Origin of the sequence: Gallaecimonas pentaromativorans, from assembly GCF_003751625.1 — a bacterium.
GTDB lineage: Bacteria > Pseudomonadota > Gammaproteobacteria > Enterobacterales > Gallaecimonadaceae > Gallaecimonas > Gallaecimonas pentaromativorans.
The window spans coordinates 263,786-277,299 of the sequence record NZ_RJUL01000001.1 but is presented as its reverse complement, the minus strand read 5'-3'; the positions used below and the strand labels follow the sequence as shown (position 1 = coordinate 277,299).

Sequence of the window (13,514 nt, the reverse complement as noted above, 5' to 3'; positions counted from 1 at the left end):
GGCAAGGCTCAGGACGGTTCGTTAGCCACAATACCGCTCTGGGCCATGGCTTCTTTGGCCAGGGGCCGCCACCAGGGCTGGCCTTTATGGGGAGCGGTGATGTCCAGGCGCTCGGCCATGGCCGGGGTACAAAGGGCCACCTGGCGGCTGTTGGCCAGGGCCAGGATTTGCTCGAAAGGGTCAAACCAGGCGTGCATGGCCAAATCAAAGGTGCCGTTGTGGATGGGCAGCAGCCACTGGCCTTGCACATCCAGGTGGGCTTGCAGGCTCTCTTTGGGCTGCATGTGTACGCCGGGCCATTTGGGGTCGTAGGCGCCGGTTTCCATCAGGGTGAGGTCGAAGGGCCCGTGCTGCTCGCCAATGGCTTTAAAGCCGTCGAAGTAGCCCGAATCGCCGCTAAAGAAAATGCGGCACTGGGGGGCCTTTATCACCCAGGAGCACCACAGCCGCTGGTTGCCGTCGCCAAGGCCACGGCCAGAAAAATGCTGGCTGGGAGTGGCTACCAGGGTCAGCGCCCCCAGCTCGGTTTGTTGCCACCAGTCGAGCTGGCGGATCTTTTCTTCCTTGATGCCCCATTTGGCCAGCAAATCGCCCACCCCGGTGGGGGTGATGAAGTACTGGGTGTTGGCGGCCAGGGCTTTGACGGCGGCCTTGTCGAGGTGATCGTAATGATCGTGAGAGAGGATCACCGCCTTGATGGGGGGCAGCTGCTCGATGCCGATGGGGGTTGCGTGAAAACGCTTGGGGCCCATCCACTGAAAGGGCGATGCCCGCTCAGAAAACACCGGGTCGGTCAGGTAGAACTCGCCGGCCAATTTGAGCAGCAGTGTGGAATGGCCAAGGCGCCACAGGCTGTTGTCGGGGGCTGCCAGTAATTCGGCCTGAGTGAGCTTTTTCACCTCGAAGGGGGCGGCCGGCTGGGTGTTGCTGGGCTTATTAAAGAAGAAGTCCCAGAAGATTTTCACCGTTTCCTTGAAGCCTGACTTGGGCAACGGCTGGGTGTTGCGGTACTGCTTGCCATCAAAGCGATAACGGGGCAGGGCGCTGTTGTTACTCACGGCAGACTCCACAGGTTTAAATTACACTGCACAGTGTAGTTTTGTGATTTGGGAAAGTAAACTAGTTAGTGTAATCTTGCCCCGCCTGCACCGGAGCCCTTATGACCAAGACCCGACAAACCGACCGCAAACGCGAAGCCATCATCACTGCCGCCATCAACGAATTTGGCGACAACGGCTTTGAGTCCACCAGCATGGACAAAGTGGCGGCCAGGGCCGAGGTTTCCAAACGTACCGTGTATAACCACTTCCCCAGCAAGGAAATTCTCTTTGCCGAGTGCCTCGACGCCCTCTGGCAAAGCTGCCAGACCGGCCATGACAACCGCTACGACCCTAACCGGCCGCTACGCGCGCAGCTGGCCGGCATCCTCGGTGCCAAGGTGGCGATGATGCAAGACAGCAACTTTATGGAGCTGGCCCGAGTGGCGGTGGCGGCCGGCATTCACGCCCCGGAGCGTGCCCAGGCTATTGTCGAGCGCATCGGCCAGCGCGAGCAGGGCTTTACCCACTGGATCGCCGCCGCCCAGGCCGATGGCCGCCTCAAAGCCGTTGACCCCCACTTCGCCGCCCAGCAGCTCCATGGCCTGCTCAAAGCCTTTGCCTTCTGGCCTCAGCTGACCCTGGGCGCCCCGCCCCTTGGCGAGAGCGACGCCAAAGCCCTGGTTGAGCGCACCCTGGATATGTTCCTGGCGTGCTACGGCTAAGGGCCCGCTTGTATTTCCCGGTTTTTGCCACCAGACTGAGGGACTTACCAGCAAGGAGCGACTATGGGACTGCCGTTTGAACTGGGCCTGAGGCATTGCCGCCATATGGTCAGCCTCATCCGCGGCGAGGCAGACAGCCGCCAGCAATACCTTATCGGCAGGCCCTACCGGCCCGACGCCAGTCGCCGCCAACGGGTGCTGGAGATGTGGGGCATGGAACAGGCCTCCCCCCGCAAGCCGATGTTCGGCACCATCGATGCGCCCCTGTCTCCCCGCGAAAAGGTGGCTTATGCCGCCCGCCTTCACCCCGACATTCAACAGGTACTGAGCAGCGGCTTTGAAGGTGCGCCCGTGGGCCGCCGCGAGCGAGTCGATGGCGTCAAAGGCCGCCTGCATGTCGGCCCCAGTCATATGCCCATCACCAGCGGTTTACCGCCGCTGCGCGGCGGTTCCATGGCCGCGTCGGTATCCGGGGTGTCGGCCATGGCCCCGCGAAAAAGCGTTAAGTGATTTTCTTCCAGCCGGTGGTACCACTAGGCTGCATGACGTCACCCCCTTGCGTTACCCACAGCGACCCCCGCACCTGCGGCGCATGAGTCGGAATAGTGACCTGACTTTGCGGGTTACCTATGGTCGGAAACGGGGCATGGGTCGCGCCGGTCACCGACACCACATTCCCGGACGAGGTCGAGGCCACCCCCACTTGCGGAAAGGCCCGACGGGCGGCATCGCTGCGCGGTGACAGGGGCTCGGTCAGTTGGCCCGTAGGCTGCAGATGCAGGCGGTCCGACACCGGGTTATTGACGGTGTTGTGCGGCCCCAGGCCGGGGGCGTTGCTGGGCAGGTTATTCAAGCTGACCACCAGGGCGCGGCGCAGCGCCGTGTCGCCGGGGTTGGCTTTAAAGGCCTTGTAGGACTTGCGCACCCCTCTCTCGCCTTTACGGTACATCGTCGATAGCCGCCGGTAGTCACTGGCGTTGGCCGCCAGGCTGACCTTGGCCAGCGCCCTGCGCACGTGGCGGCTGGCCTTGATCATGGGCCTGACCGCCTTGCGGATCTGGTGGCGGTTGCCGGTCAGGATCAGGTCGCGTATTTCGGCATAGGGAGCCCGGTGCGGGGCCGCGAGATCGGCGGTGCGCAGGTTGGTTTTCGAATAGTCGTGGCCGGTGGCCAGGGTGGCTTCCAGCCTGGCGGCATGCTGTTTGTTGCTGTTAAAGCCGGGTCTTTTCATGGCGGTTATCCTGTCAGGCGTTGGTCATCCGGCAGAGGGCTACCCAGGGTTTGGCAAAGCTCGCGCAGCATGGCCTGCAGGCGCTCTGGTGCCAGGGGCGCTTGGCCATCCATCTGCTTGGCGAAGTAATACATGGCTTCCTGCTCGGACGGCGTTATGGGCAGTTGCTGAAACTGGCCCTTTTCCAGGGTGCGCAAAGAGCGCCGATTGTGGGTGTAGACAGAGGTGAACAGCACCTTGGCCCCTTGATGGCGAGCCTGCTCGGCCAGTAGGGCCAGGGCCGGCGCCGACAACCCCAGGCCCTGAAAATCGGTGCCCAGCCAATAGCTGACATAAGCGCTCTGGCCGCGTAATTCATAAGCGACAACGCCGACAAAACCCAGCTGTCGGTGCATCAGGGCGAAGTTGCGTTTGCCGGGGCTGTCGTGGTGTTCGGCTGGCCAATCTGCCGGAGCTGCCGACCCTTGGGGAGCTGGGGGCAGGCCAGACATGATGGCAATTTGCGGGTCCCGATACTGCCAGGCGAAGACCTCATTGTGCTGCGGACCCAGGGGTTCGAGGCGCAGCGGCGCCTCGGGGTCGGTGCAGGCTGGTGCCAGTTGCCGCTGGCCGGCCAGGCGCTGCTGGTATTGGCTGAGTGCCTCGGCCAGGGGTCTGTTGCTTGGCGCCAGGGACAGGGCCTGGCTTTGCACCTGGCAGGCTTGGGCCAGGTTGCCGGTGGCCGCTTCGCAGCCGGCCAGTATCGCCAGCCAATCGGCCTGAGGTTCAAACCAATGGTCCACCCAGCTCAGGGCGTCGCGCAGTAATCCCCATTGACCGGTCAGTTCAAAAAGAGCGCTGAAGCGAAACAGCGCCTCGGCGTTTTGCGCCAGCGGCAGGTACTGGTGCCAGGTGCGCAGCAGCGCCTGGCGCCAGGCCTCAAAGCGGGTCTCGTTCCAGGGCTCTGGGGGGCGCAGGCAAGGCTCGGGCAGAGCCTGTAAAAAGGCCGGGTCGTGGTGCGCCAAGGCCAGCCATTGGGGCAGTTGATCGCACTGGCTGAGTGCTTGGGGGCTGGCCTTGGCTACCGCCAACAGGCTGGCGGCGCTGGCCAGGGCGGGGCCGTCAAGGGAACGGCAAAGGGCTTCAAAGCCAGCGGCGTCAAGGGCGACGCCACGGCAGGTAAGAAACAGGCTGTGGCTGTCATCCACCGGGATAATCGCAATGCCCCCACCCTGGGCGCTTTGCTGCTGGGCCAGGGCGTCCAGGTTCAAGGGCCTTTGATGAATGGTGCCGGCCCTTAGCTGGTGCAGGTTGGTGGTGGCCGGCTCCAAGGCCAGGCACAGCATGCCGCCCGGCCATTGCTTGGCCAGGCCGTCGAGGCGCTCGCTGGCCCCGGTGGGCAGGGTAAAGTCGCTGCAGGTCAGGAGCTGGCGATAGTCGTCAATCAGCGGCTGCCAGGGCGCCGGCGCCTGGGCCTGGCGCCAACGGGCGCTGGGGCTGTCAAGGTGCGGGGCCTGCCAGAGGTTGCCGTACTGCATGCTCATGGCCAGGTGCGGGGCCGCCGCCAGGGCGCCGTCGCTTACCAGCAGCAAGAGCCCGCCGTCAGGCTCTGGCTCACCGGCCAGCAATTGGCCCCCTGCCACCAGCGGTTCCAGGTAGGGGTGGGTAAGTAGCGCCTCATCGCCGCCAGCCACATAAAGGCGCCAGGGCGGCAGTTGGGGGTGTTGCTGTAAGGCCAGGCAGAGCTGCCACAGCAGTGACAGCTCTGTTTCTGATTGCAGCAATATCGTCACATGCCCGGCCCGGCTGGCCAGCGGCTCCAACCGGTCAAAGAAGGCGGCCAGCTGCGTGGCGGACAAGCGGGGCTTTAGGGTCATGGGTCAGGCTCCTTTGCTAGCGACGATGTTTAGTGGTTGTTCCACATCCGCCTGGCTTCACCGAAGGTCATCTGAATGCCGGCGCGCATGCCGGGGGTGAACATAGTGGCGAAGGTGGCGGCGAAGCGGTTGCCAAAGCGCTCATTAGGGTTGTCGCGCACCCCGCGCCAATAGGTGTGCTCCACCTGGGCCACGGCCCTGTTGTTGGCCCAGGTATTGGGCTGTTGCAGCAGATGCTGGGTTTGGGGGGCGCCAAAGACGGTGCCGATATGGGTTTGGCCAGCGGTGTGGGCACCGGTGAAAATGCCGGTGATGGCGGCGTTGACCCCATAACCCACAGTGCCATATGGGGCATGGTTGGTGGCCAGTATGGCGTTCATGCGGTCGGTGCCGTGGGGGTGATAGGGCCCCTGCATCTGGGTGGCGGTTTGAAAATGGCCAACCGGATTAAAGCGTCTAAAGGTATATCTTTGCATGGTGGTTCTCCTTGGTTACCCGGCGAATGCCGCGTCGTTTTATTGCCTTGTGTCCACGTCCAAGCCCAGCAGCTCGAATACATTCAAATTGCCGCCGAATTTCACAAACACTTCCTGGTACAGCTCGGCGGTATTGAGATTGCCCCATTCTACGGCGCGCAGAATGAGCGCCGGTACCGGGCTGTGGGGTTCGCGGTTGGCCAGGTATTCGGCAATCACGGCCAGCCGGTGGTAGGCGTCCTCGCGGCTGCGAATGGGGCCGTCGCCGCCGCCACTGTTGCCACCGGCGCTACCAGTGCCGTCGCTGTTTTCGTCGGCGGGCGGCGTCTGGCCGGGGTCTTCATCGGCACTGCGCGGCGCGGCAAAACGGATGCCGCGCTTGTACAGCTCACCGGCCACCAGCGCCTGAATTTGTTCCAGCAAGGAGGCCAGGTTGCTCAGGCTCGGCGCTTGTTCGCCCCAATGGGTATCCAGGGTGGCCACCAGGTTTTCCAGGGCTTCGCCGGCGTCAGCCAGGGTGTGGTAGAGCTGCTGGAAGTAGTCGGTGGCGGTGGCCGACATCCGCGCCTGGAAGTCGGCCAGAGTCGGGCCTTCTTCGCTGGGCTTGGTGTCCTTGCGGTTTTGTTTGGCCAGGGCGTGTTCCAGCAGCTTGGCCTGCTCGAAATCGGCCCAGCCGAAGTCGCGGGAATCGCGGTCGGCACTGGTAATGGGTAACAGGCTTATCAGCGGCAGCAGCTTGTCGTTGACCCAGGCCAGGATGTTGGCGCGGTATTCTTGATCGCCCTCATCGATGCGCGGGTAGAGGTTGTCCCAGTATTGGTTGCACAGCGCCTGCATCAGGGTGATACAGGCGCTGATGGCAGCAAACCCCTGCTGGTTGAGCTGGGCCTCGAGCAGCCAGGCTACCAGTTGCAGATCCTTGCTTTTACTCATCAGCGCGTGGACGGCGATGTCGCTGACCTTGGGCCAGTCGGCCTGCTTGAGTTCATAAGACCAGGCCCCCAGCGGCAGGCTGGGGTCGTCTTCGCGGCGGGCTTCCTTGATGGCGCTGTAAACGCCGTTGGCCCGTACCGACTTGCCGGTGGGGTGCTCCGGGCTGATGGGGTCGAGCAGAGCATCCAAAGGGATGCCCAGCACGGTTTCAAAGTACTGCTGCGCTTTGTCAAAAAGGCTGTGGCTCATGGCGGTTCCCTTACCAGTACACAGGGGCGCTGACCGGCCATTGGCTGGGCAGGGTCAGCGGCGTCTGCAATTGGGTTTTACTGTCAGTCACACCCAGGCTCAGGGCCAGGAATAGCTGGGCGCTGGCGTTGCCGGGCGGGTTTTTGGCGTCGATGGTGGGCACCGTGAACGCCAGAAAATAGCGGCTGGGGTTCAGGGGGTCGACCAGCGGTCCTGTTGGCGGCTTATGTTCGGCCAAGAGGCGCAGCAGGCCCCAGGTGCCGCGAGCCGTGAAGCTGGCGGTGGCGTCATCGACGCTGAGGCTAGGCTGTTGGGCATCTACCCTGGGCCGCCAGGCCGACTGGCTGGCCCAGGTCAGGGCCAGCGTCATGGCGCTGCCGGGGGTCCAGGCCAACTGGTTGCCGGTGCCAGGGAAGCTGATGCTGTTGCCGCTACCAACGAGCTGCCAGCCGATCAGTTGTTCGGCGCCCTTGGCCTTGCCGGGCAGGGCATTGAAGTCCGCGGTCAAGACCACCGGCGGGTTGCTGTCGGCAGCCAGGGTCGGCCCGAAGAAGGCGGCGGCGGCATCCAACTGCGCCAAGAAGCGGCGAATGGCCCGCCAGTGGCTGGCATTTAGACCGGCGCTGGCGGTGGCCAGACTGTCTTTTTCAGCAAGATAATCGCTGAAGAAAGCGCGCACCGTGGCCGGGTTGGCATCGGGCGCGCCGCTGGCGGCAAAGGGATAGCGGCCGGCCAACTGGCTGTTGAAGCGGGTAGCCAGGTCCCGGTACTGGGCATAGGCGTCGGCGTCGCGGCGGTCGTCGCAGCGCCACTGGGTCTGGGTGGCCAACTGCTGGGCTTGGCCGGCGAAGAGGTTGTCGCCCTCTGGCAGGGCGCTCTGGCCTTGCAGTAACTGGTTGCAGTTGCTGTAGTCCATGCTGGCCAGGGTTTTGCTGACAAAGTCGTCCAGGCTGGCGATGGCCGCATCGGGCACCGCTTTTTGGTAGGCGGTCAGTTCGGCCAGGGTGCCCTGCCAGTAGTCGGCAGTGGCATTGGCGGGCAGTGCCGTGCTGCTGATGGTGGCCGGATTCTGGCTCAGGTAGCGGGCAAAGGGCTGAGCGTAACCGGCCAGCACTGTGGCGCGCTGGCGCTGGCGGCCCAGGTAGTCCTTGATGTCGCTTTTCGAGCCCAAATCATAGATGCGAGCTTGCGGGTCCGACTCGGCCGCACTGGGAGTGGGGCTGTACAGGCGGCTGTTGTCGGTCAGCAAGCTGAGCTGCCTGAGCATGTTACTGCTGTAGCTTTGCACGCAGTTGTTGAGCTGGCTGGCCCCTTGGGTATCGCCCATGGCGGCCAGTTGCTGGCGCAGGTTGCCGAGAGAGGCCTGGGCCTGGCCGAAGTTAGCGCTGGCAACGGCCAACTGGTTTTCCAGGCTATGGCCGTCATCAGTGCCGGGCTTGGGCGGCTGCTGGGCGTCGCTCAGCACCGTTTCCAGCAGCGCGCTGACATGCTGGCGGGCCAGGCGCAGGTAAAGCGGCAGCTTCTGGCTGGTGTCCGTTTGCTGGGCGGTGGCAAAGTCCTGGTATTGGCCGAGAAAGGTTGTGGCCTGGGCCAACTGGCCCAGATCCCAGGTCTGGGTGGCGACCTGACAGCTGAAGCTGCGCTCGGCGGGGGTGTGCATCAGCGGCAGTTTGACCAAGGCGCTAATACCGGCCAGCTCCGGGCGCAGCGCCGGGTTGAGCAGGTAACCGCTGTCGCTGGGCAAGAACACGTTGCCGTAGGGCGCCAGGCGGATGGCACCCAGCATGGCCTGCGCCTTGTCATAGCATTGGGTCGGCAGGAACTGGTTGATCTCTTTGGTGAGGCTGTAGTCGTAGCCATGGTTGCGGTACAGGGGTTCGAGCTTTTGCTCGAAGGAGCGGGCAATGTCGGCGCAGGGGTTGTGCAGCTTGTCGTTACCCAGCCAACTGACCTGCATCCAGTCGACCCAATCTTTGAGTGCCAACACTTCCTCGGGTATATCCCCTTGTTCCTGCTGCAATTTGGTGACCAAGTCGGCGCCGTATTGCACCCTGTCGAGCAGCGCCTGATGGTAATCGTTGGCCATGTCGATGAGGTTGCGGCTGACCAGGTCCTTGTAGGCTTTACCGAGGTTAAAGGGTTTGGGATAAGACACCTTGGTGACGGCACTGCGGTAGATGCTGTCAACCTGATGCACCGACTCAGGTACCGGCCGGTCGTAGAGGTAGTGGATCAAACCTTCAAAGGCTTGCACCTGGCTGTCGGTGTCGCCGCTGGAGGCGGTTTGGGAGATGTAGTTGAAGGCGTCGACGGCGTTTTCCAGGGCCTGGATCCGCTCTAAGTAAGTCAGCAACTGATCGCGCTGCGTCGACAGGGTGATACTGGTCAGCAATTTATCGCTGGTGTTGGTGGGGCGGGTCTTGATGTCGTCTATCCTGCGGCGCAGTTCGCAGTGCATGCCTTCCATGACAATGTTGCTCAGGCTCCGATTGGACAGCCAGGCGCTGGCTTTTTCCAGCATCCGCGAGTCCACAAAGGAGATGGGGATCACCGGGCTGTGAAAGGACGCCTGTACATCCCCGATGCTGTCGAGCACCCGGAAGATATCGCTTTGATTGATGCAACCGGCATTGTTGGTTTGCAGGTGGTTGACCAGATTGACCGTTTCCAGGGTGTTGCTGATGTGGTCCACCTGGCGCTCAAGCTTGATTGACTGGTACCCCAGCACTACTGCCGACACCAGGGTGGCGCCAATGAGGCCATATTGCAGGTTGCGGATGATGCGGTTGCGCGACCAGATACTCTGGCGCAGCGGCCGGGCTAGGCGCCGTTCGCTGAAGACCTTATTGGCAAACAGCTCCTGGACGAAATCCACCTCGCTGGTGCTGGTGTTTTCGGGGTTGCGGCTGGCTGCCAGGCTGCCGGTGAAGTAAATGCCCCGCAGGTAATTGTTGACCATGAAGGTGCTGGGCTTGAACAACTGCTCAAGCAACTGGCGCAGCGGCCCGGCCAGCTCCAGAAAGCGGCGCGGGAACAGGAAGAAGGCATCGGCGTCATCGATGTCGGCGTGGCCGGCGGCGGCCTGGATCTGTTGCTGGCGCAGGCTGGTCATCACTTCTTCGATCACGCTGTCCACCAGGAGCTGCGCGGTTTCCTGGTCGTTCAAGGCATTGTTGGACCAACCCCAGATCTCCTGGCGCCGGGCCGGTTCCACCAAAGACCAGAACGCCGAGTAGCCGGGCAGGTAGTCGCACTGGGTGATCACCACATAAAGCGGCAGCACGAACTCAAAGCGCTTTTGAATGCGCCACAGCTGCAGATAAAGGCGTTCGGCAAGTGCCGTTAGCTGCTCGGGGTTCTTGTTGAGCAGCGACTCTACCGACAGCGTCAGCACCACGGCGTCCAGCGGCCGTTCCGGGCGGCCGTCGTTGATGGCATCCAGCAGCTGCTGCCATTGCTGGCCTTCTTTGGAGTCGGCGTCGGCCACCGGCAATTTGCCCGGCGGATCGATGATGACGCCGTCTTTGTTGAGCACCACCCCTTCGGCCAGGGTGGTCAGGCCCTTGAGGTGTTGCCACTGGTGCGGTTTGTGGCGGTGGCTGTCGAGGACATTGGCCTCGCGGTCGCCGGCGTTGAGGGAAGCGGCCAGGCTGGTTTTGCCGGCCCCTTCTTCGCCCAGCAACAGCACCCAATGGTGCTGGTAACGCCAGGCCTGACGGGTGGTCATGTAGCGCAGGGCCGTCATCACACTGTGCAGCCAGCGCCGTGGCAAGGTGGGTTTGGGGTCGGGCATTTTGCCGGTTTTGCGGGCCTTGCGAGCCCGTAGCAGCAACCAAACCAGCAGAACAAGCAGCACCAGCGCCAGCGCGAACAGCGCCCATTGCCAAGGGTGCAGTAATGCCAGAATCGCGTTCACAGACGCCATCATGAGGCCCCTCCCAGGGTGGTCAGCAAGGCGTTGAGCAGGGTGTTGACCGGCTCGGTCAGTTTCAGCCACAGGGCGCTGGACAGCGCCAGGTACAGCACCCCCAGGCCCAGGGCGGTCAACATCCAGGGCCGAAGAGGCGCCAGGCGGCGGTCGTCCTTGCTGCTCAGGGGATAGGCGTAAGCCATGGGGAACATGGGGTGGTTGTCCCCCAGGTTGGGGTTGCGGGCGGTGATAAACAGCATCAGTTTGCGCCGATAGTCGGCCAGCACCGTCTGGCCTTTGTGGCCGCGGTATTCGCCTTTAAACCCCAGTTGCAGGGCCAGCAGGTAGAGGGTGGCCAGCTCCATCAATTGGCCGTGGCCTTGGCGTTGGCGCAGCAGCCAGTCGATGAGTTCGAAGAACTGGCGGCCGGCCTGGCGCCGTTTGAACAGGTTGTACTCGAGCAGGTAGTCGCCCCAGTGCTGCTGGCCGTCCCATTGGATCTCCAGCAAGAAGATCTCGTCAGCCAGGGCGGCCATGGCGTAATGGGCCATGTCGTAGACGCGCCTCAATTCGGTGGTGGCCTCGGCCTTGAGGGTCAGCAACTGGTGTTGCAGTTGCTCGGCCAGGCGCGCACTGACCAAGGCCGTCAAATCGGCGGGGGAATCGGCGTCGGTCTTACCCAGCAGCAGGGGGAGCCGACCCAAGGCTATGGCTTCCTTGATCAGGGTCACCTCCTGATAGAAGTCGGTAAAACCGGTGATCAGCTCATGGCCTGTCCAGTTGACCTTAGGCATCGCCGCTTAGCTCCCCGGCCGGGTTGGCGCCGCTCAGGGTACGGTGCAGCACGATGTCGCGGGGGGCATTTTCCTGCTCTGGCCCGCGGATCAGCAGATCGGTGCCGGCGTTGATGACATAAAGGTCCCGGCCATCGTGTTCTATCTGCTTGTTGTTCAGCTCTACCAGCAAGGCGCCTTCTGCCAGGTTGAGGCCGCTGTAGTTGCGCGGATTGACCAGGCGCAGGCTGCAACCGGGCAAGCGGCGCCGTTCCAGAACGGGCATCAAGGCCGCCGAGGCGATACGGGCCTGGCCAAGCCACTGGTTGAGCTGCTGTTCGCTCTGGCCGGGTTTGGGCCGCAGCTCGATAAGCAGGGTGTCCACCGCCAAGCCCGCCGGCAGGGCGCGGCTGAAGTGGCTGGCGCTGAGCCGGGTAAAGAGCATGGCCTCAAACTGGGCCTGAATGAGCTGCAGCCGCTGCTCGATGAAGGTGAGCAGGGTGTCAAAACCGGGGCCCATGTCGTTGTGCTGGTACTGGCTGACCACCGGCGGTGAGGGATTGGCGCCAATGGTGGCCAGTTGCCCGGCCAACTCGGCCAGCTTGACGTAAATGCTGTAGGGATGAGCCAAGCCGCCTTGCAGTTGCACTTCCAAAGAGGGCAGAGCGCAGGCCAGCTGACGCGCCACAAAGAGCTGCTGGCGCGACTCCATGTCCAGTTGGTCGAGGCGCTCGTCCGGGCGGCGCCCGCCCACCAGATCGCGGATCTTGCTGCGCATCACCTTGGTAACGGCGTCCAACCGTTCGGACAGTTGCTGCTCAGCGCTCAAAAAGCGACAAGCCCCCAGGCGCAGCAGCGGCGGATGGTAGGCCGCTACCCGCAGGTGATCGCCACTGTCGTGGCCCAGTTCCAGTAGCGGCAGGGCCACAAACTTGGCGGGAATGGTCTTGTCGGCCAGCAGCGTCAGCCGAGGCCGCAGCCGGCCCACTTCCAGGCGGCTTTCCAGTTGGCACTCGTCCGCTTCCAGGGCGCCGGCCACCCGGTCAAAGCGCTGGATGCGGCTCTGGGCGGAGGCGGACCCTTCTTCGCGCACCGGCACCGCCAGGTAAATGCGCAGCACCCGGTCATGCCAGACATCATCACCGCTGATATCCAGCTGCAGCGGCGCCTGGTAGTGGCCGGGATACTGCACCGCCAGGCCATCGGGCAAGATGGCTTCGAGGCGGGTGATGCGCAGCAGTCCCTTGGCCAGAGCAGTTTCGTCGTACTCCAGAGCCAGCAGCCCCCAGTAATAGGGTTGCAATGCCAGGGCCTGGTGCCGCACCTGCTGACTCCAGTAAATGTCGTTCTGCTGCAGGTGCTGGGGCGACAGCAGCATGCCTTCTGACCATTCAACGGCTTCGGGGATTAGTGTCGGAGTATCCATGTTTGCGCCTAGTCATCGAGGTTAATCAGTTGCAGATCCTTGGCGCGCAGCGTCAGTTGGGCACTGTGCGCCTGCGTCAGATCCATGCGGTTTTGCCCCGCCACCGCGAAGTAGCGGGCATAGGCAATGATTTGCAGGGCCTTGTCGGCTTTGTCCGCCAAGGGCACCGTCTTGACGGCGGTGCTGGGCGGCAGTTGCAGCGACAGCACCGCCAGGTCCTGGGCCAGGCCGTTTTGCAGCGCCGTTTTCTGGGCAAACCACTGGGGCGCGGTCTTGGGGAGCTGGCCGATAGCCGCATGGCTATAGGCGAAGACGATATCGAGCTCGGTGGCACAGGGCGTACCGGCGGCGTCTTGATTGGCGTCGCTGTTGGCCAGCACCTTCAGGCTGTCCAGCGCCGCATAATCGGGCCCAAAGCCCAGCCAACCGCCCAGGGTGGAACAGCCGCCCAGCAGCAGCCCCCCCAGCAGGGCAACAGTGCGACAATGGCGTTTGAGGTTGGCCATGGCTTACCCCAGCAGCAGGGCCACCAACTGCGCCGGGGTCAGTGACACCCCGACGCTGTTGATGCCGTTTTGAATGTTGACGGTGGTCAGCCGGGTGGCAAAGGCGGTGCCGTACAGCACCTTGAAGCTGCCCAGCACCGGTTGGTCTTGGCCGGCCACCTCATGGGAAATCAACCCGGTATCGACGCCGGTGGTGTCGCCGAGGCTAGTGGTGCCCTCGGTCAGCAGGTTTTCGGCCAGGCCGCCGCCGATCAACACCTTGAACTGCGACGGGATGTGGGTCAGCGACAAGGCAATGTTCGGGTAGGGAATGGGCAGCGCATAGGGCGGCGTCAGGCAGACGTCGGGAAAGCCCAGATTCATGACCCCAAGGTTGGTATTGGCAAACATGC

The 13,514-nt window shown here is 63.2% G+C and carries 12 protein-coding genes; 2 read left to right on the top strand and 10 right to left on the bottom strand.

Annotation, left to right across the window (positions count from 1 at the left end; all coding sequences use genetic code 11):
* Nucleotides 1–8: 8 nt before the first annotated feature.
* A complete protein-coding gene (locus EDC28_RS01285) occupies nucleotides 9–1,058 on the bottom strand; it encodes an MBL fold metallo-hydrolase (protein ID WP_244946520.1) in 1,050 nt (349 codons plus the stop codon).
* Nucleotides 1,059–1,159: 101 nt separating this feature from the next.
* Here EDC28_RS01285 and EDC28_RS01280 point away from each other — a divergent pair, with 101 nt between their 5' ends.
* Nucleotides 1,160–1,762, top strand: a complete 603-nt coding sequence (locus EDC28_RS01280; RefSeq protein ID WP_050657854.1) for a TetR/AcrR family transcriptional regulator — start codon at nucleotides 1,160–1,162, stop codon at nucleotides 1,760–1,762.
* A gap of 63 nt (nucleotides 1,763–1,825) precedes the next feature.
* Nucleotides 1,826–2,272 (top strand): hypothetical protein, encoded by a 447-nt coding sequence (locus EDC28_RS01275; protein ID WP_050657853.1) that lies wholly within the window; start codon nucleotides 1,826–1,828, stop codon nucleotides 2,270–2,272.
* On the opposite strand, the gene EDC28_RS01270 is transcribed toward EDC28_RS01275, so the two are convergent.
* The 9 genes from EDC28_RS01270 to EDC28_RS01230 are packed head-to-tail and all read right to left on the bottom strand — an operon-like array spanning nucleotide 2,265 to nucleotide 13,512.
* Nucleotides 2,265–2,993 carry a hypothetical protein gene (locus EDC28_RS01270; RefSeq protein ID WP_050657852.1) on the bottom strand — a complete coding sequence of 243 codons (729 nt, stop codon included), beginning with the start codon at nucleotides 2,991–2,993 and terminating at the stop codon, nucleotides 2,265–2,267. The two genes, EDC28_RS01275 and EDC28_RS01270, sit on opposite strands and share 8 nt — an antisense overlap.
* Nucleotides 2,994–2,998: 5 nt before the next feature.
* On the bottom strand, nucleotides 2,999–4,849 hold the full coding sequence (locus tag EDC28_RS01265) for a GNAT family N-acetyltransferase (RefSeq protein WP_123420404.1): 1,851 nt from the start codon (nucleotides 4,847–4,849) through the stop codon (nucleotides 2,999–3,001).
* 29 nt (nucleotides 4,850–4,878) lie between these two features.
* Entirely contained in the window at nucleotides 4,879–5,325 is a 447-nt protein-coding gene (locus tag EDC28_RS01260) for a hypothetical protein (RefSeq protein WP_123420403.1), read from the bottom strand.
* A 39-nt stretch (nucleotides 5,326–5,364) separates the two neighbouring features.
* Nucleotides 5,365–6,507 carry a type VI secretion system protein TssA gene (gene tssA, locus EDC28_RS01255; protein WP_123420402.1) on the bottom strand — a complete coding sequence of 381 codons (1,143 nt, stop codon included), beginning with the start codon at nucleotides 6,505–6,507 and terminating at the stop codon, nucleotides 5,365–5,367.
* A gap of 10 nt (nucleotides 6,508–6,517) precedes the next feature.
* The gene (locus EDC28_RS01250; RefSeq protein WP_123420401.1) at nucleotides 6,518–10,435 is read right to left on the bottom strand and encodes a type VI secretion system protein; all 3,918 of its coding nucleotides are present in this window, start codon (nucleotides 10,433–10,435) and stop codon (nucleotides 6,518–6,520) included.
* Nucleotides 10,432–11,211, bottom strand: a complete 780-nt coding sequence (locus EDC28_RS01245; protein ID WP_050657847.1) for a DotU family type IV/VI secretion system protein — start codon at nucleotides 11,209–11,211, stop codon at nucleotides 10,432–10,434. Before EDC28_RS01245 ends, EDC28_RS01250 begins: the two co-directional genes overlap by 4 nt.
* Entirely contained in the window at nucleotides 11,204–12,616 is a 1,413-nt protein-coding gene (tssK, locus tag EDC28_RS01240; RefSeq protein ID WP_083445753.1) for a type VI secretion system baseplate subunit TssK, read from the bottom strand. The genes EDC28_RS01245 and tssK overlap by 8 nt, the downstream gene beginning before the upstream one ends.
* Nucleotides 12,617–12,624: 8 nt before the next feature.
* Complete coding sequence (locus EDC28_RS01235; protein ID WP_123420400.1) at nucleotides 12,625–13,122, bottom strand: hypothetical protein; 498 nt, start codon at nucleotides 13,120–13,122, stop codon at nucleotides 12,625–12,627.
* Between the two features lie 3 nt (nucleotides 13,123–13,125).
* The gene (locus EDC28_RS01230) at nucleotides 13,126–13,512 is read right to left on the bottom strand and encodes a DUF4150 domain-containing protein (protein WP_050657844.1); all 387 of its coding nucleotides are present in this window, start codon (nucleotides 13,510–13,512) and stop codon (nucleotides 13,126–13,128) included.
* Nucleotides 13,513–13,514: the final 2 nt, after the last annotated feature.

Coding starts and splice junctions, on each gene's coding strand:
- EDC28_RS01235 (WP_123420400.1), bottom strand. CDS start 13,122: ATGGCCAACCTCAAACGCCATTGTCGCACTGTTGCCCTGCTGGGGGGG.
- EDC28_RS01265 (WP_123420404.1), bottom strand. CDS start 4,849: ATGACCCTAAAGCCCCGCTTGTCCGCCACGCAGCTGGCCGCCTTCTTT.
- EDC28_RS01275 (WP_050657853.1), top strand. CDS start 1,826: ATGGGACTGCCGTTTGAACTGGGCCTGAGGCATTGCCGCCATATGGTC.
- tssA (WP_123420402.1), bottom strand. CDS start 6,507: ATGAGCCACAGCCTTTTTGACAAAGCGCAGCAGTACTTTGAAACCGTG.
- EDC28_RS01280 (WP_050657854.1), top strand. CDS start 1,160: ATGACCAAGACCCGACAAACCGACCGCAAACGCGAAGCCATCATCACT.
- EDC28_RS01260 (WP_123420403.1), bottom strand. CDS start 5,325: ATGCAAAGATATACCTTTAGACGCTTTAATCCGGTTGGCCATTTTCAA.
- tssK (WP_083445753.1), bottom strand. CDS start 12,616: ATGGATACTCCGACACTAATCCCCGAAGCCGTTGAATGGTCAGAAGGC.
- EDC28_RS01250 (WP_123420401.1), bottom strand. CDS start 10,435: ATGATGGCGTCTGTGAACGCGATTCTGGCATTACTGCACCCTTGGCAA.
- EDC28_RS01230 (WP_050657844.1), bottom strand. CDS start 13,512: ATGTTTGCCAATACCAACCTTGGGGTCATGAATCTGGGCTTTCCCGAC.
- EDC28_RS01245 (WP_050657847.1), bottom strand. CDS start 11,211: ATGCCTAAGGTCAACTGGACAGGCCATGAGCTGATCACCGGTTTTACC.
- EDC28_RS01270 (WP_050657852.1), bottom strand. CDS start 2,993: ATGAAAAGACCCGGCTTTAACAGCAACAAACAGCATGCCGCCAGGCTG.